The sequence below is a fragment of the Salinispora sp. H7-4 genome, assembly GCF_013416675.1.
Lineage (GTDB): Bacteria > Actinomycetota > Actinomycetes > Mycobacteriales > Micromonosporaceae > Micromonospora > Micromonospora vitiensis.
In genome coordinates this window covers 38,411-55,310 of the sequence record NZ_JABZED010000019.1, presented here as the reverse complement: position 1 = coordinate 55,310, position 16,900 = coordinate 38,411, and the positions used below count along the sequence as shown (strand labels likewise).

At 68.4% G+C, this 16,900-nt stretch carries 14 protein-coding genes; 3 read left to right on the top strand and 11 right to left on the bottom strand.

Going from position 1 to position 16,900, the window contains the following annotated elements; all coding sequences use genetic code 11:
* From H0524_RS12790 to H0524_RS12775, 4 genes are all read right to left on the bottom strand, one after another.
* Nucleotides 1-1,519, bottom strand: a 1,519-nt coding sequence (locus H0524_RS12790; RefSeq protein ID WP_180198852.1) for a type I polyketide synthase, incomplete at its 3' end; no start/stop codon positions are given.
* Between the two features lie 554 nt (nucleotides 1,520-2,073).
* A complete protein-coding gene (locus H0524_RS12785; protein ID WP_180198818.1) occupies nucleotides 2,074-2,271 on the bottom strand; it encodes a hypothetical protein in 198 nt (65 codons plus the stop codon).
* 241 nt (nucleotides 2,272-2,512) lie between these two features.
* Nucleotides 2,513-3,040 carry a hypothetical protein gene (locus H0524_RS12780; RefSeq protein ID WP_309225092.1) on the bottom strand — a complete coding sequence of 176 codons (528 nt, stop codon included), beginning with the start codon at nucleotides 3,038-3,040 and terminating at the stop codon, nucleotides 2,513-2,515.
* 728 nt (nucleotides 3,041-3,768) lie between these two features.
* Nucleotides 3,769-4,266, bottom strand: a complete 498-nt coding sequence (locus H0524_RS12775) for a hypothetical protein (RefSeq protein ID WP_309225091.1) — start codon at nucleotides 4,264-4,266, stop codon at nucleotides 3,769-3,771.
* 1,049 nt (nucleotides 4,267-5,315) lie between these two features.
* Between H0524_RS12775 and H0524_RS12770 the strand changes: the two genes are divergently transcribed.
* Nucleotides 5,316-6,113: an AfsR/SARP family transcriptional regulator gene (locus H0524_RS12770; protein ID WP_180198851.1), complete on the top strand. Its 798-nt coding sequence runs from the start codon at nucleotides 5,316-5,318 to the stop codon at nucleotides 6,111-6,113.
* A gap of 199 nt (nucleotides 6,114-6,312) precedes the next feature.
* Nucleotides 6,313-7,062, top strand: coding sequence for an SDR family NAD(P)-dependent oxidoreductase (locus H0524_RS12765; protein WP_180198850.1), 750 nt, complete (start codon nucleotides 6,313-6,315; stop codon nucleotides 7,060-7,062).
* An 8-nt stretch (nucleotides 7,063-7,070) separates the two neighbouring features.
* On the opposite strand, the gene H0524_RS12760 is transcribed toward H0524_RS12765, so the two are convergent.
* From H0524_RS12760 to H0524_RS12730, 7 genes are all read right to left on the bottom strand, one after another.
* Complete coding sequence (locus H0524_RS12760) at nucleotides 7,071-7,472, bottom strand: transposase (protein ID WP_180198849.1); 402 nt, start codon at nucleotides 7,470-7,472, stop codon at nucleotides 7,071-7,073.
* A gap of 62 nt (nucleotides 7,473-7,534) precedes the next feature.
* Nucleotides 7,535-8,950, bottom strand: a complete 1,416-nt coding sequence (locus tag H0524_RS12755) for an adenylosuccinate lyase family protein (RefSeq protein WP_180198848.1) — start codon at nucleotides 8,948-8,950, stop codon at nucleotides 7,535-7,537.
* 18 nt (nucleotides 8,951-8,968) lie between these two features.
* Nucleotides 8,969-10,123 (bottom strand): Glu/Leu/Phe/Val dehydrogenase, encoded by a 1,155-nt coding sequence (locus H0524_RS12750; protein WP_180198847.1) that lies wholly within the window; start codon nucleotides 10,121-10,123, stop codon nucleotides 8,969-8,971.
* Nucleotides 10,120-11,508 carry a pyridoxal-phosphate dependent enzyme gene (locus tag H0524_RS12745; protein WP_180198846.1) on the bottom strand — a complete coding sequence of 463 codons (1,389 nt, stop codon included), beginning with the start codon at nucleotides 11,506-11,508 and terminating at the stop codon, nucleotides 10,120-10,122. Before H0524_RS12745 ends, H0524_RS12750 begins: the two co-directional genes overlap by 4 nt.
* Nucleotides 11,505-13,199, bottom strand: coding sequence for a thiamine pyrophosphate-dependent enzyme (locus H0524_RS12740; protein ID WP_180198845.1), 1,695 nt, complete (start codon nucleotides 13,197-13,199; stop codon nucleotides 11,505-11,507). Before H0524_RS12740 ends, H0524_RS12745 begins: the two co-directional genes overlap by 4 nt.
* Entirely contained in the window at nucleotides 13,196-14,425 is a 1,230-nt protein-coding gene (locus tag H0524_RS12735) for an ABC transporter substrate-binding protein (protein ID WP_180198844.1), read from the bottom strand. Before H0524_RS12735 ends, H0524_RS12740 begins: the two co-directional genes overlap by 4 nt.
* The gene (locus tag H0524_RS12730; RefSeq protein ID WP_180198843.1) at nucleotides 14,422-15,612 is read right to left on the bottom strand and encodes a sulfotransferase; all 1,191 of its coding nucleotides are present in this window, start codon (nucleotides 15,610-15,612) and stop codon (nucleotides 14,422-14,424) included. The genes H0524_RS12735 and H0524_RS12730 overlap by 4 nt, the downstream gene beginning before the upstream one ends.
* Nucleotides 15,613-15,895: 283 nt before the next feature.
* On the opposite strand from H0524_RS12730, the gene H0524_RS12725 reads away from it, so the two are divergent.
* A complete protein-coding gene (locus H0524_RS12725) occupies nucleotides 15,896-16,894 on the top strand; it encodes a bifunctional lysylphosphatidylglycerol flippase/synthetase MprF (protein WP_180198842.1) in 999 nt (332 codons plus the stop codon).
* The last annotated feature ends 6 nt before the right edge of the window (nucleotides 16,895-16,900 follow it).

Genomic DNA, 16,900 nt, shown 5'->3' with positions numbered 1-16,900 from the left:
CCACCGACTCCACATCCGCATCCGCATCAACCAAAAAATCAGCAAGACGCCCAGCCTGCCCAACCACACCACCAACCGACCGACCAGAAACCGGCCACAACACCACCGGCGACACCCCAGAACGAACCACCGGCGCAACAGCCGGAGCCTCCTCCACAATCACATGCGCGTTCGTACCACTAATCCCAAACGACGACACCCCCGCCCGCCGCGGCCGCCCAGTAGCCGGCCACCCCACCGAATCAACCGCCAACCGCACATCACCAACACCCCAATCCACATGCGAGGTCGGCTCATCCACATGCAAAGTCCGCGGCACCACCCCATGCTCCATCGCCAACACCATCTTGATCACACCAGCCACCCCAGCAGCAGCCTGCGTATGCCCAAGATTCGACTTCACCGAACCCAACCACAACGACTGATCCCGACCCTGACCATACGTCCCAAGAATCGCCTGCGCCTCAATCGGATCACCCAACGTCGTACCCGTACCATGCGCCTCCACCACATCCACATCAGAAGCAGAAAGCCGCGCATTCGCCAGGGCGTCGGCGATGACCCGACGCTGCGAGGGACCGTTGGGGGCGGTGAGGCCACTGCTGGCGCCATCCTGGTTGACCGCGGTGCCGCGTACGACGGCCAGTACCCGGTGCCCGTTGCGCTGGGCGTCGCTGAGCCGCTCGACGAGCAGCACACCGACGCCCTCGGCCCAACCGGTGCCGTCGGCGGCGGCAGCGAACGGCTTGCACCGGCCGTCCGATGCCAGACCCCCTTGCCGGCTGAAATCGACAAACGTCTCCGGGGTGGCCATCACCGTCGCGCCACCGGCCAGCGCCAGGGTGCACTCCTCCCGGCGCAGCGCCTGAATGGCCAGGTGTAACGCGACCAGTGACGACGAGCAGGCGGTGTCCACCGTAATCGCCGGCCCCTCCAGGCCCAGCACGTACGCGACCCGACCGGAGAAGATGCTGCCGGCATTGCCGTTACTGAGAAAGCCCTCCAGTTCGGCGGGTACCGTCGACAGCCGGGTCGAGTAGTCGTGGTACATGAGTCCGGCGAACACGCCGGTGCGGCTTCCGCGTACCGAGACCGGGTCAATGCCGGCCGACTCGAACGCCTCCCAGGACGCCTCCAGCAACAGCCGTTGCTGCGGGTCCATGGCGATCGCCTCACGCGGGGAAATGCCGAAGAACTCGGGGTCGAAGAGCGCGGCGTCGGAAAGAAACCCGCCGCTCCGCACGTACGTCTTGCCGACCTTGGAACGGTCGGGGTCATAGATGTCCTCGGTGTTCCAGCCCCGGTCGTCGGGGAAGTCGGAGACGGCGTCGACCCCCTCGACGAGGAGCTGCCACAGCGCCGCCGGACCGTCCACACCGCCCGGAAAACGGCAGCTCATGCCGACGATCGCGATCGGGTCGTACTCCCGGCGCTCGGCGTTGCGTAGCTGCCTCCGGGCCTCGCGCAGGTCGGTGGTGGCCCGCTTCAGGTACCCGAGAAGCTTCTCCTCGTTCCCCATCTATGTCTCCCGCCACTAGCCCAGCCACAAAGCCCGGGCCAATTGCGACTCACGGGCCATCGGGACGGCAACTGTCGAAATAGAGAGCTTCTTCAGGCATTGTTGGTTGTTCGCGATGACCCTACGAAGTGGCGCACGCACCCCCAACCCCCTACCGCCCCCAGAGCTCCCCCTAGCGACGGCGACCCCGCTCCGGTGATGGCGGCGAGAGGGCGGCCGATGGCCGGGGCGGCGAGAAAGGGTAGCCGATCGATCAACTTTGGAGGTAAGTCCGTATCGTGGATCGCCGGCGTCCTGGACACCCTCTCCGACCTTCCGACGCCGGTGGTACGGCTGACCGCCGCCTCGTTCAGCACCGCCGAGTCGGGGCTGGGCGTCGGAATCGTCGTCCCCGGGGAGACCGTCGTCCTGGTACTCGGTGCCGCGATGGACAGCCCGGTCGCCCTCGTCTGTCTTGCCTGGTGCCGTGATCTATGGGGAGGGCGGTCAGTCCGGCGCCGTAGGAGCCGGTGCCTACGCCTCCCGCCACCATGTCGGCGACACCGGCCGACTCGTCAGACCAGCCCGGCCACCACTCCAAGCACCAGAAGTCGGACCGACCACGTCACATAGGCGAACTTGCGACCCGCCACCATATACGCCGCCCAGAACACGCTGCGGGGTTCCTTGTGCAGCCAGAACCAACACGTCCCGGTCAGTCTGCACCTCCACGCCGCCGCATCGCCCGCCCGGTCATCCAGCAGCGCCTCCACCTCACAAGGATCAAACCGAGCGACTCCAGAGCCGCCGATAGCGGCGCGAAAGTCACCCTCACAACCTCGATCACGCCACAGGCCCAAACACGGAAATCGACACACTACCGAACCGACAGAGGCCGCCGTTACCCCACATATTGGTAAATATCGATTTAGATGCCGACATCCGCAAGACGACCTCTTGGCCTTCACCAGTCCGCCCGTGGGATCTAGCAATAGATCTGGTCGAATGACCCAATCATGCCGGGTAGCCCGAAGCGCACCCGGAATCATCGCGAATCTCCCCGGGACTACGCATATCCTCTCCATCACGCTCGGGGCGGTACACGTAGCGGACACTACCGGGGTCTGCACCGGCAGGGTATCTTGGCGCCTCCGAAACCGAAACTACGTCCCCCACAGCATGTTGACCCCCCACGTCAAGCTGCAGGGTTATTCCTAACAACTCCGGAAGCTCGATATTCGAGCCCGCCACCACTTCGGTCGACCGGAACTGACTGCTGTCTCCCAGCACGATCCAACCATTTGCCACCGACTCATGGGTCGGGTCCTGCACCTTCCAGTAGGTGAACTGCATCAAAGCAGGGTCGTAGTCGGGCTCCTGCCCGGCCAATAGATTGTCGTACGCCTCAACCCCCACCACTCGTTCACCGTCGCACAGCGGCGCATAGATGTGAAGTTGATCACCAATCTCCGCAAATCCGACCGCATAATAGTCATGACTCGGCAAAAATAAACCACAACCGGAAGTCAGCAACAGACTCACGAGGCAAGCGGCGAATCGCATTCTCAACACTTATATCCCCCTATTACTGGCAGCTTCAGCTGCGGTCTCATACCTGTTGCACCTTCCGCCGATCCAGAAATCGATCACCTCGGCACCCAAGTACAGTCCGGGGAACAGCAGACCGTCCTGGTTCCCCTACTGGTCGCGGTGGCGCTTCTCGTGAGCTGCAAGATCCGCATCAACCTTCCAGGAACTCCGGTCGGGAACGAATGTCGTGCCGTACATGGTGCCACCCCTAGCCTTCAGCGATAACCGTCCCGGGTCTGTGAAGCTAACGGCCCTGTCTCACTTTCGGTTTGCGCCGTGAGGTACTGTTGGTTCGAGTGGGGGTGAGAGACCACCACCTTCGACCTGTCGCCGCAGGTTGATGTAGTTGGGGCAGCCTGATCCGGGTGGCGCCGGGGCGGGTGGGAGCAGCCCTGACAACGCCGGGACGTGCCAGTACTGCCAGATGGGGCGGCTCCGGCTGAGAGGTTTGGGGCGGCGTTGGCATCCGCATCGCCTCAACGGCCCTGCCGAAGCGCCAGCAGACACGGATCAGTCGTGGCGTTCGCTCAGCCCAGCGGGCGCCCTGCACGGCCATGAAGGGCACCGGGTCGGTCGCGCCGGCCTCGCTGCGTCGCCAGGTCCGGCACCCTCGAACGTAGGTGCGGGCGCTGCCCCGACGGGCACCAGCTCGACCGCGCCCGGTAGGCGGCCGTCGGCCGCTACGGCCGCGTCGACCCGGAAATCTCGGAGGTCGACGAGCGAGTCGGGCCCGTCGGCCTGGCCTGCTGTGCCTCGATCGCCCGGATGTGCCGGTACGCGAACCACAACGGTGGGAACGCTCCGACGGCAAAGGACAGGTCCACCATGGTCCAGAACCACGAGATCTCCCGGAGCGGCCCGCAGATCAGCGCCAGCGGTACGATCCCGGCACAGGCGATCATGCCGAGCTGGACCACCCAGACGTTGCGCACCGGGTCGCGCAGCGGTCCCCAGAATGCCACCGCAAGCACCAGATGGGCGAACGCGAGCCAATCCGTCCCGTACCGCATGAACGGGTGGTGGTCCCCGGTTTCCACCAGCCCGACGTGCACCCGCTCAATCCAACTGACCAGGGCCGGCAACTGGTCGGCGAACGGGTCGACCGCCCGCAGCAGCCAACGCACCTCGATCTCGAGCGGGAACGCGGTCACCCCGCTCAGGAACAGTCCCGCCACCACGACCCAGAGCCAGCCGCGAGTTCGCCGCAGGCGCTCCTCGACATTTCATGCCGCCAGGGTAGCGATGAGCTTCGAGGTGCCTGGCCCGGGACAGCACAGACCCAGGCCGCAGCCGCGCGCAGACAGGCCACTGCCGAGGGTTCGGCACCGAACGGTCCACACCAGCCTGTTGATCCACCGGGCGACAGCCGACATGTCCAGTCGCGACATCCGCGGCCCGGTGCACCCAACCTCAGCGGTCAGCTCAATCAAATAGTGGCCCGATCGGCACCTTTGCCCCATATGAATGGTTGAGCGCCGGGGTCCGTTGATCTACAACGAATGGTACGCGCCAGCCGTAGTCGGCGAGTACGTGGATCGGCAGGTGCCGCACCCCTGGTCGCAGTCACCCTGATCACTGGCGTCGATGCGGACTCGCGGCTGAATCGCAACGATAGCGTAGGTTGAGCGTTACGCGAGGATTACGGGTGCGCTGTTTCGACTGGCCCACCTTGGTATGACCCCGCGACAAGGATGCCGAGATCCTCGCCCTGCGGCACCAGGTCCTGACCCTCGAGCGTCGCCCGGTCATCGGTCCGCCGCCGTGGCGCCTTTCCGGGTGCGGCGGCAGCAACGGCTGCATGAGTTGCCAGAACGACTCGGGGCAGCACTTCTCCACGTCATCACCGCAAGTCAACGAATGACCTTGCGCTTCGACAACCCCAAATGACACACGGTCTATCGACAGGACCCTGGCTATGCTTTAACCTTCACACTCGCCGGGCAGCTTAACATTGATAATCTCTGTTAATTGTGACAGAATTACCCGAAGATCCGACGGATTCGAACTCCATCGCGGCGATGCGCTTCCTCGTAGTGACGATTCGGGCATCACGGCCAGCAGTAAACGGGCCCCGAGGGACAAAGAGGCACGAGACAAGCGGTCGGGGATCGGCATGTCCTGAAACGCTACCGGCCACCCAAGGAAGAATTGGCGATCTACCCGACCAGAGTGGACGTGATTCATCCGACCGGTATTTTCCCGGCGTTCCAGATCGGAGAAGTAGGAAGTGACCAGTTTCCTGGTGCTCGGAACCATTGAGGTCCGTACCCGCACCACCGTTCAACGGATCACCGGGGTTATGAAGCAGACGCTGCTAGCTGCCCTACTCGCCGCCAACAACCGGCCCGTGACCATCGAAGCCCTCTCCGAGGAGCTGTGGGGGCCGACGCCGCCGGCCAAGATGGAGAACGCTCTGCAGGCCCAGGTCAGCCGGATTCGACGATTGCTCAACCGGCTGGAACCCGAACGCCCGGAAAGCCGTCTGATCACCACCGTGTCCAGCTACCGGATGCTGGTTTCCTGGTCCGAGGTGGACGTGTTGTCGTTCGAACGAACCGTGAACGCCATCCAGGACCGACCGTGTACGGACCTGAGGCGCGATATCCGCGACCTGCGCAGCGCGCTGGAGCTGTGGCGCGGCCCGATCTTCGGTGGTCTGGCCGGTGGTGCGATCTGCCAGGCAGCGGCCGCCCGCTACCGGCAAATCCGGACCACCGCCCTCGAACTGCTCTACGACCGGGAGCTGCGCAACGGCAACCAGGCCCGGATTATCCCCGAGCTGGTGGGACAGATGGCCGAGAGCCCCACCAGCGAGCAGTTGTGCAGCCTGCTCATGGTCGCGCTCTACCGTGCCGGGCGCCAGGCCGAGGCGCTCGAGGTGTACCGCCACCTCCGCCGTCACCTCGCCGACGAGCTGGGCATGGAGACCTCGCCCGTGCTCCGGCGGTATGAGAAGGCGATCCTCGACCACGATCCGCTGCTGTTCCAGCAGGCCGCCCCACCGGTGTTCAGCAGGGGCGACTGACCACCGGCACCCCGGCGGCACACCCTGCGGCGCCGCCGTCGGCGCCAACGACACCGAACGAGCGGACCCGGGCCGTCGCGACCCGGCGGCCGTCTCCCGCCCGGCATCACATCTTCTCCGGGCCACAGGACATCGGCGGAACCACCTGGCCGCTACGATCGACACGCCCATGCGTCGGACAGGCCCTGGGGAGGACCGGATGGCTCGGTTGGCGGTGGTGTCCGGAGGCGGAACCGGTATCGGCCGGGCGGTGGCAGCGGAGCTGGCCGCCGACGGTGCCGACGTCGTCATCCTCGGCCGCCGGCCGGAGCCGTTGCGGACGGCCGCAGCGCAGATCAACGCCGATGTCGGGGCGCACCGGGTAAGGGCGGTGCCGGCCGACCTCGCCCAGGTCGAGCAGGTCCGCGCCGCCGCCGCAGACATCACCGACGGCGGCGCCACCGTCGACGTGCTGGTCAACAACGCCGGCGGCAACGTCGCCCCCGCCCCGCCGCAGGACCTGACCGAGGTCGGTGAGCACTGGCGGGCGAACATCGACGCGAACGTGCTGCCGGCGGCGCTGCTGACCCACGCGCTACTGCCCGCGCTCCGGCGGCCGGGCGGTCGGATCGTCACCGTCACGTCAATTGCGGCCTTCCGCGGCCCTGCCACGTACGGCGGGGCCAAGGCGGCCCTGCATCCGTGGTCGCTCGAGCTGGCCAACCTGCTCGCGGCGGAAGGCGTCACCGTCAACGTCGTCGCGCCCGGCTACATCCCGGAGACCGAATTCTACGGCGACCGGATGTCACCGGGATTCCACACTAGCCGCGTACAGCAGTCACCGATGCGTCGCGGCGGCGAGGTACACGAGGTCGCCGCAGCCGTCGGCTTCCTGACCAGCGAGTCGGCCGGCTTCGTCACCGGCCAGATCCTGCAGGTCAACGGGGGTGCGATCGCCGGGCGGGGCTAGACCGTGTGTCATTTGGGTTGGAATCGGGCCTGCCCCGGTCTACTGGGCTGGGCCCGGTCCGGTCCCCCTCTTGCGCGCACGGCGTGCGTACTGTCGATGTTCGCCCGCGACCAGTCGGTCTGCGCGGCAAGGCCGAGCACGTCGAGCGTCGCCTGGTGCAGAGCGGCCATCACCCCAAGCTCGACCCATTCGGTGAACCGGCGGTGCGCGGTCCGCCAGTGCACCGGGAACGAGCCGGGAAGCGTGCGCCACGAGCAGCCGGAGCCCAGGACGTACATGATCGCCGCGAGCATCGCCCGGTCATCGGTCCGTCGCCGGCCGCCACCCTGGTGCCTTTCCGGGTGCGGCGGCAGCAACGGCTGCGCGAGATGCCAGAACGCCTCTGGGCAGTACCTCTCCACGTCATCCACACCCGGTCAACGTATGACCCGACGCTTCACAGCCCCAACCAACTCACGATCTGAGCGGACCGTCACGCCGACGAGCCCGTACGCTGGGGGCCCAATCGCCTACGCGCCTCGTCAACCGTCCGCATGGTCAGCTCGGCGGACGCGCCAAGGTACGACCCCGGGTCGAATACTTCCTCTATCGTGGTCGGTGCCATGGCGCTGATCAGGTCGGGGCGCTCGGCGAGCAGGTCGCGCACCCGCCGACCCTGCTGAAACGCCTCCTGGGTGATCTGATAAATGAGCTCGTGTGCATGCTGCTTGCCGAACTGGCGGCCCAGCACCAGCATTAGCCGCTCCGACATGACCTGGTCGGCCACCGCGACAACGTTGCGCTCCAGGCGGTCGGTGTTGATGGTCAGGCCTTCGACGCTCTCCAAGACCATCGCCAACGCGGCGAGACAGTAGTGGGAGACGTCGGGCACGCACGCCCACTCCAGCCGCAACGAGCGGGAGTCGCGTTCGTGGTCACCGATCATGGCCGCCAGTGCGAGACCGGACTGGGCGGCTGCCAGCCGAGCCATCACCACGGCCTGCTCGCAGCGTTCCGGATTGCGCTTGTGCGGCATCGTGCTGCTGCCCACCTTGCCGTGCCGCCACGCCTCCCGCACCTCGTTGAACTCCGGCCGCGACAGCGTCCGGATCTCGTCGGCGATCCGCCCGAGCGTGCCGGTCAGCATGGCCAGCCCGGTCACGAACTCGACAACCCGGTCACGGGCCACGTGCCAGCCGACCGCCGGCGCGCGCAGCCCGAGTCGGGCTGCCACCCGTTCCAGCAGTTGCGGGCCGCGGTCACCGAACGCGGCCATGGTGCCCGAGCCGCCGAACAGCTGCACCACGAGGATCCGCTCCCGCATCTGATCCAGCCGCTCGCGGTGCCGCAGCAGCTCGTCCAGCCAGCTCGACAGCTTCAGCCCGAACCCCATCGGCAACGCCGGCTGAGCGTGGGTGCGACCGAGGGCGACAGTGCCGGCGTGCCGCTCGCCGAGCGCTGCCAACAGCGTGAGCAGTCGGTCGAGCGCCGGCTCGACCTCGTCGAGCACGTCCCGCATCTCCAACGTCTGGCCGGTGTCCTGAATGTCCTGGGTGGTCGCGCCGTAGTGGATGAACTGGCCCGCCTCCGGCCCGCAGGCGCTCTCGAAGACCCGCAGCAGCCCGACCAGGGAATGCCCTGAGCTCTCGATCTGGGCCTGCACCTCGTCCAGGTCGATGTTGGACAGCAAAGCCGAGGTGGCGATCTGGTCCGCCACCCGCCGGGGTATCAGATCGACCTCCGCCTCGGCCAGCGCCAGAGCCGCCTCGATGTCGAGCCACCGCTGGTGCCGACAGGTGTCGCAGAAGATCCGCCGAGACGCAGGAGTGGCGTAGCGGTTGCCGTAGAACCGGGAGTCGGTGATGTGGCCTCGTTCGTGTCGGCACCTGCCGGCTGGTGTCTCGGACACAGCTCTACCTCGCCTTCGTCAGAGCTTGGCTTCGCGCAGGTACGGACAGCCGCCGTACGGCGGGGCGGCGGTGTCGATGCGGGCCGCGGCGGCCAGGTCCAGCGCCGCCTTCCGCGGGGTGAGGCCGTCGCGCCGCGCGGTGTGGGCGATCTGCCCGATCAGCTCACGCATGATGCCGGCCAACGCATTCAGGACCCCCTGGCCACTCGGTACCTGTCGCGAGCCGAACAACGCCTCCATGGACGCCGACCCACCGATGCCACCGATAAAATCCGGAACCACGAACACACCGCAGTGGTACAGGGCCTGCTCGGCCTCGACGGACAGCCCGCAGTTCGCCCCCACGACCACTGCGGGGAACTGGCAGCGCATCACCTGCGCCATCGACATGGCGTCGGCGCAGGCGGCCAGCACCAGCACGTCGGCCGGAGCGGCGAAGATGTCCTCCGGCCGGCCGCCCACGCCGAGCTGGGGCACCGGCGTGCCGGTCGGGTCGGCCAGCATGCGGACGACGTCCAGGCCGGCGGAGTCAGTGACCGTACCGAACTCGTCGGCAACCGCGATGACACGCGCGCCGGCCTCGTGCAACGTCAGCGCCGTCGCCCGGCCCAGGTTGCCGAAGCCCTGCACTGCACAGCGCAGCGGGCCCGACACGTCGATCACCCGTGCCGCTCCGAAGACGGCGTGCGCGACCGCATGTCCAGCCCGGCGCTGGCTGACCGCCAACGGCCCGACCATCTCGTCCAACCGCGCCATCCGAGTGAAGAACTCCTCGTTGGTCAGCCCCTGCGCGGTGGCGATCGCGTATTTGACCGAGGGGATGCCGACGGTGCGGGCATGCTGTTGCAGCTCCGCCCACCCGGTGCCCATGTCGGGACCCATACTGAACCGCGAGCCCAGCTCGTCACGGAGAAAGCCGATGAAGCCACGCAACGCGGCGTCCTTGTCGGGACTGCGCGGGTCGTGGTCCAGGCCGCACTTCGCACCATCGACGTTGAGCCCCAGGACCCGCTGTTTCAACGTCATCCGTTGCGCGAGCCGACCCAGTTCGGTGACGTCGAGTCCGGGCTGCACGCGGCAACCGCCTGCTGCCAACGGCCGCTCGACCCTGTCGTAGACCAGCCAGCCACGAAGGTCCGACCGGTGGTCCTCGTAGCTCAGCACAGTGGTCATGGTCGGTCGTCCTCCGTCTGGGTTCGACGCAGCAGCGCTGCCACCTCGCGGGCGGTCACGACGCCGCGGAGCCGGCCGCCGTCGAGGACCAGTAGCGCACCGGCCGCGCGAAGCCGTCCGAGCACGTCCTCCAGCACCTCGCCGGAGCCGGCGTGCGGCAGGGGCGGATCGACGATCGGGCCGATGGCGTCGTGCACCGCCACCGCACCGGTGGCGAGCAGGTGGGCGAGGCCGGGCTCGGACACGGTGCCCGCCACCTCGGCGAGCCGGATCGGCGGCTCCGCCGCCGTCACCGGGAGGTGGCGCAGGCCGGTGTCGGCCATCAACTTCAGCGCGCCGGCGACCGTCTCCTGCGGATGCACGACAACGGCCGCCGGCCGGTCGGTCACCGCGTCGAGCGCGGCGCCGAGACAGCGCGCCGAGGTGGAGTCGGCGACGAAGCCGTACCGGCGCACCCACCCCTCGTCGAAGATCTTCGACAGGTAGCCGCGTCCGCTGTCGGGCACGACGACCACGATCACGTCCTGCGGCTCGCAACGTCTGGCCAACCGTACGGCGGCGGCAACGGCCATGCCGCTCGAACCGCCAGCCAGGATTCCCTCCTCACGTGCCAGCCGTCGGGCGTACAGCACCGAGTCGCGATCGCTGACCGCCAGCACCTCGTCGGGCACCGACGGGTCGTACGACCCGGGCAGCGACGGCTGGCCGACTCCCTCCACCAGGTACGGCCGGGCCCGCGTACCGCTGTAGACCGACCCCTCCGGGTCCACCCCGATGACGCGCACCCGTCCGTCGGAGACCTCCTTGAGGTACTGGCCGACGCCGCTGATCGTGCCCCCGGTGCCTATTCCGGCCACCAGGTGGGTAATCCTTCCGTCGGTCTGCGCCCAGATCTCCGGGCCGGTGCCGTAATAGTGTGCGTCCGGATTAGCCGGGTTCGCGTACTGGTTGGGCGAGTAGCCGCCGGGGATCTCCGTGGCCAGCCGAGCGGCGACGCTGCGGTAGGAGTCCGGATGCTCCGGCGGCACGGTGGACGGGCACACGACCACCTCGGCGCCGTAGCCGCGCAGCAATGCCCGCTTCTCCTCGGCTACCTTGTCGGGGCAGGTGAACACGCACCGGTAGCCGTGGGCCTGCGCCACCAGCGCCAGCCCCACGCCGGTGTTGCCGGACGTCGGCTCAACGATCGTCCCGCCGGGACGCAGCTGGCCCGCGGCCTCGGCCGAGGCCACCATGCGCAGCGCGATACGGTCCTTTGCAGAGCCGCCGGGGTTGAGCGACTCCAGCTTGGCGAGTACCAGTGGCGCCAGGCCAGCGGTGATCCGGGTGAGCCGGACCAGCGGCGTGTCACCGATCAGGTCCACGATTGACTCGTGGTGCTTCACGATGCTCCTCCCCCGGCACGGCGGGCGTCCGACACCGTCGACAGGCGGCGGTAGGCGGTGATGAATTCGAGGCTGGTCCGCACCCACACCAGCGCGGGGCCGGGACACGCGAGGGCCTTCACCAGGCACGGGCGCACTTCGTCCGGGTGCTGCACGGTGAATGCGAGCGCGCCGAACGCCTCGGCCAGCCGGGCGAAGTCCGGGTTGGCCAGCTCGGTACCGATCGAACGGCCGGGATGGTCACGTTCCTGATGGAGCCGGATGGTGCCATAGCTGCGGTTGTCCGCGACCACGTAGGTGACCGGCACCTGTCGTTGCACCGCGGTTGTCAGCTCACCGAGGTTCATCACCAGTCCGCCGTCGCCGACCACCACGACGGTCGGTACGGTCGCGTCCCGCAGTCCGGCCGCGACACCGGCGCCAACAGCGAAGCCCATCGCGCTGGACGCGACCCCGAGCAGGCGGCCGCCTTCGTCAAAGCGAACATACCGGTATAGCCAGCTGGTGAACGTGCCCGAGTCGACCACCAGCGTGAGACGCCCGCCGGTCAACTCGTCGAGTGCCGCGGCGACCTCGCCGAACACCACACCGTCCGGCGCCGTGACGGGTCGCCAGACGGCCTTGTCCGCCTCGATTCGGTGCAGCCGGGCGATCCACCCGGCCCGGTTGTCCGGTACGGCTGGCGCTTCGGTCAGGTCGGTCAGGAACGTGGCGGGATCGCCTACGGCGCCGAGCGTGACCGGGTGGTAGGTGTCCAGCCGGGCCGGATCGGTGTGGACGTGGATCAGGGTCTGTCCCCGCGCCGGCAGCCGCCGCCGCAGCGTGGTGGTGCCGTCCAGAGCGGTGCCGACGGCCAGGATGACGTCGGCGGCGCCGAGGGCCTCGGCCTGCACCGCGGGCGTGGCGTTGTGCAGGTGCCCGGCGTAGTGCGGGTGGCGGTTGGGCAGCAGGTGCTGGCACTTGTTTGCGGTGACCACCGGTACCGCGTGCCGTTCGGCGAACGCACGCACGGCGTGCCGGCCACGTGGATGGTCAAGCTGCGGGCCGGCGATCAGCAGCGGTCGGCGCGCCCCGGCCATCAGCTCGGCAGCCCGGCCCAGCTCCGCCGCGCCGACCCGGGGCGGGGCGACCGCCGCTCGGCAGGCCGGCAGGGCAAGCGGGTCGGCGCGGCCGATCACGTCCTCCGGCACGGTCAGCACGACCGGTCCGGGCGTGCCGGACTCGGCGGTGCGCACCGCGCGTGCGACGAACTCCGCGGTGTCCGCTGGGTCGTGCAACGTCCACACCGCCTTGGCGATACCGCCGAAGAGCCGGCCGCAGTCCACGCCCTGAAACGGGTCGCGGTCGGTGTTGCGCCGTGGGACACCGCCCACCACAAGCAGCAACGGGGCGCCGTCTTCGCGGGCGGCATGCACGGCGATCGTGGCGTTGGCTGCGCCGGGCCCTCGGCTGACCAACGCGACCCCGACCCGGCCGGCGAGCCGGGCGTCGGCCAGCGCCATAAAGCCGGCTGATCCCTCATGCCGGCAGGTCACCACGTCCACCCGGGGCTCGTCATGCAGGGCGTCGAGGATCGGCAGGTAGCTCTCCCCGGCGACGCAGAAAACCCGATCGACGTCGTACTCCCGCAGGCTGGCCACGATGGTCGCGCCAGCCGGGACCGGTGCCGGCGCGCCGTCGGCGCCGGTCACACCCCGCCCCCGCCGGGCGCCCGGTACGGTGCCGTGGCCTCCGTCCGCGGGAAGATGATCGCCGACTCGTCGAACGTCTGCCCCCACCGCTGGTACTGCAGTAGCACCAGTTCCGGCGCCACGTGGTGCCAGTGCTCGGCGCCGCGCTCGTAGCGGATCGGACCGCGCCAGGTGTCGAACGGCATCCGCTCCAGCGCGTCGAGAACGTCGGCCCGGCTGCCCGACGAGGCGGCGACGGCCTGGGCGATGACGGTGACGTCGGTGAAGTGGGTCAGCGCGGTGTCCGGCGGAAACGATCCGTACCGGGTGCTGTACCGGTCAATGAACCAGTGCGCGACATCGGTGAGTCCCTGCCACGACGGTCGGTAGCGCATCGCCGGCCACATGGTGCCGACGCCTGCCGGCCCCGCGAAGCGCCAGAAGTCCTCCGACCGCAGCGGGAAGCCGAAGGTCACCATCATCGGGGTGCCCGGCAGGAGGCCCAGCGCCGCCGCCTGCTCGATGATCAGATAGTTCGTGCGGACGACGCCGCCGTTGATGAACAGGTCGGGCTCGAACTGCTGGATGCCTTTGAGCTCCTCGGTGACGTTGTCGGTGTCGTCCTGCGGGAAGTCGAAGCGCAGGAAGTCCATGCCGTGCCGCTCGGTGCCGTACCGGACCAGGGTGTCGGCCATCATCTGGCCGAAGACGGTGTCGGAGGCGATCAGACCGACCCGACGCATGCCCTGCGCGGCGGCGAAGTCGAGCATCACCGGCACCCGGTCGGCGATGCTGAAGTACGCGCGAAAGACGTTGCGACGCCGCTCTGCGGTGACGTCGCTGAGCCCGTTCTCGATGAAGATCGGGACGTCGTAGCGGGTCGCCACGTCGACCACCCACGGGGTGGTCCGCAGGTGCCACTGTCCGATCACCGCGACCACATCGTCGACGAGGGCAAGTTTGGTCATCTGCGCCGCCGACGATCGGGCCATGCCCTCCTGCGCGGCGGTGGCCTGGTCGTCGTAGAGCACCAACTGCACGCCGCGACCGCCGGCGAGGTCGTGCTCGCGGACGTACTCCGCGCCCAAACAGGCGCCCCGGACGATCAGTTCGCCGGCGACCGGGTCGCCGGGCGGCGTCAGCGGGGTGAGGATGCCGATGCGGACCGGGTCGTCCCCGGCGCTCCGGTTGACCTTCCCCACCATGACGGTGGCGCGGGTGCGGGGGGTGTCTGCGGTTGCGGTCACGATCGTCCTTCCTCGAACTCCGGGGTCAGCTCGAACTCGGTCAGGTAGCCGGAGAAGCGGTCCGCCAGCTCCGTCGGGCGCAGGCCGAACGACTCGACCCGATACCGGTGGCGTTCCGGCGGGCGGCCGGCCCCATCGATGACGAACCGGGTCATCGCGTCGCGGGCGGCGTCGGTCATCGGTACCCCGGCGTGGTCACACACCCGCTCGGCGACGTCGAGCGGGCCTGCGACCAGGTCCGCGTAGCGCACGTCCAGCGGCGCCCGGGCGGTCCCGCCTCGGCCGCGGCGCAGGCCGGGTAGCACCGCCGCCGCCCGTGCCAGCCACTCCTGGCCGATCTCGGAGGGGTCGACCTGGCGGGACCGGGCCGCCCGGATGGTCGCCGTCAGGCTGCACACGCTCGGGATGGCCACCGTCGGATCGCGATGCAGCCGGACCACCGTGGCGTCCGGGAAGCTCCGGGTCAGTTCATCGAGGTGCCACAGGTGCGACGGGCACTTCAGCAGCACCGCGTACGGCGCTGCCGCGTCGGCGTCCGCAGTGGGCCGGGCGAGCAGACACTGCAGGGCGGCACGGTGATGCGCGTAGGCGGGCGCCATCGGCTGTTGCGCCAGCCAGCCGAGATAGCCGGGCACCCGGTACCGCAGGCCGTAGATGACGTGCCGGAACGTGTTGGCGGTCAGCCGATGGCACTCCTCGCCGTGCCGCGCGTCGAGGTGATGGATGGCGCGGAGACCGGGCGCCGCGCGGTGGTACTCCGCGACGTACCGCTCGCACTCACGCACCAACTGCGGCTCCGGGCGGGGGTCCGCCGGGTGCATCAGCTCCCACAGCCTCGGCGTGCGCAGCCTTGGGTGCTGGGACAACAGGTTGTGCAGGAACGTGGTGCCGGTGCGGAGCAAACCCGTGATCACCAACGGCCGCGGCGGCGGGGGAAGGGGCCGGGACGCCCTCATGCGGCGTACTCGGTGGTGATTGGTCAACGCCTGCACGAGGGCCGCGCGGGTCCGGACGAGTCCGTCGTCGGTAAGCCGGGCCTCGGCGTCCAACGCGGCGGTGAGCCGGCGCAGCCCGGCGACGACCTCCGGATCCTCATCGGGCTCGCCGCCCACCGTGTCCGAGGCCAGCCGGATCACCTCGTCAGGATCGAGCGACCGCGCATCGTTTCGGTCCAGTGAACGGGTCACGGTCCCTCCCTTCCGCAATTACACCGAGATGACGTCAGGCCGTTGCACCAGAAGGCTCGAAAAAGAGTCCTGACGGCGATTTTGGCAGCCCACACCTACCGTTTACTGACGTCGTACTGACGCTTCTCATAGCCGTTTTAACGCGAACGGACGTCATTATCATTCGTCATCCTGACGGGACACTGACGACCGCCTGACCAAACTCGCACACGCGTAACCCTTGTTCCGCAGCACCCACCTGTGCAATAACTGGATCGGCCACCGCGTCAGATGGGACGACATTATGAACGGTTCACCCAGCGAATCCGATATCGTCCTGGCAGCGCTCCAGAACTATACGGAGTCAGACAATCCGAGCGCATTCCTGGCGTTGAACTCGGGTAACCGGTACTTTCACGCGGAGGGAACCCCGGGCGTCATCGTCTACCGCGAGGCGGGGCGGTACCTGGTGCAGTTCGCCGGCCCGTTCGCCGCACCGGGCGACCGCGGCAAGCTGCTGAACGCGTTCGTCGCGTTCGCCGCCGAGCGCGATCGCGAGGTGGTCGCCGTGCAGATCCAGGCCGCCGACGCCCCCGACTACGTGGCCGGCGGATTCACGGTCAACCAGATGGGCGCCTCGTTCGCCGTCGACCTGACCCGGTTCTCGCTGCGCGGGACGGCGTTCATGCAGCTCCGAAACAAGATCTCTCGGGCCCATCGAACCGGCCTCGTGGTCCGGGAGGCACCGCTGGCGGACTGGTACGAGCGGATGCAGGCGCTGGACGCCGCCTGGCTGGGCACCAAAGGTGCGGATGCCAAGCCACTGGAATTCCTGGTGGGCCAGTACGGCGACCGCCACCAGTCGCTGCGCCGGCTGTTCGTGGCGGCCGTCGGCGACCGACTCATGGGCTACATCACCTACTCACCGGTGTACGGCGCCCACCAGGGATGGCTGCACGACCTGACCCGCCGCCAGCCGGGCGCACCTCCCGGCACGATGGAGACGATCAACCGGGCGGCGATCGACACGTTCATCGGCGAGGGCGTGCACTGGCTGCACTTCGGCTTCACGCCCTTCACCGAGCTGGAGAGACTGCCCCGGTTCGGTGACTACAGCCGCGCCTTCCACCAGTTCATGCGGTACCTGTGGCAGCACGGGGAGGCGGTCTACCCTGCACAGACCCAACTGGCGTACAAGCAGAAGTGGGCCCCCAGCCACATCACGGGTGAGTACATCGGCTTCCAACACGGCGCGAGTATCCCCGCCCTGGTCGCGATCTTCCGCGCCTGCAACGCGGTGTGAGCCCTG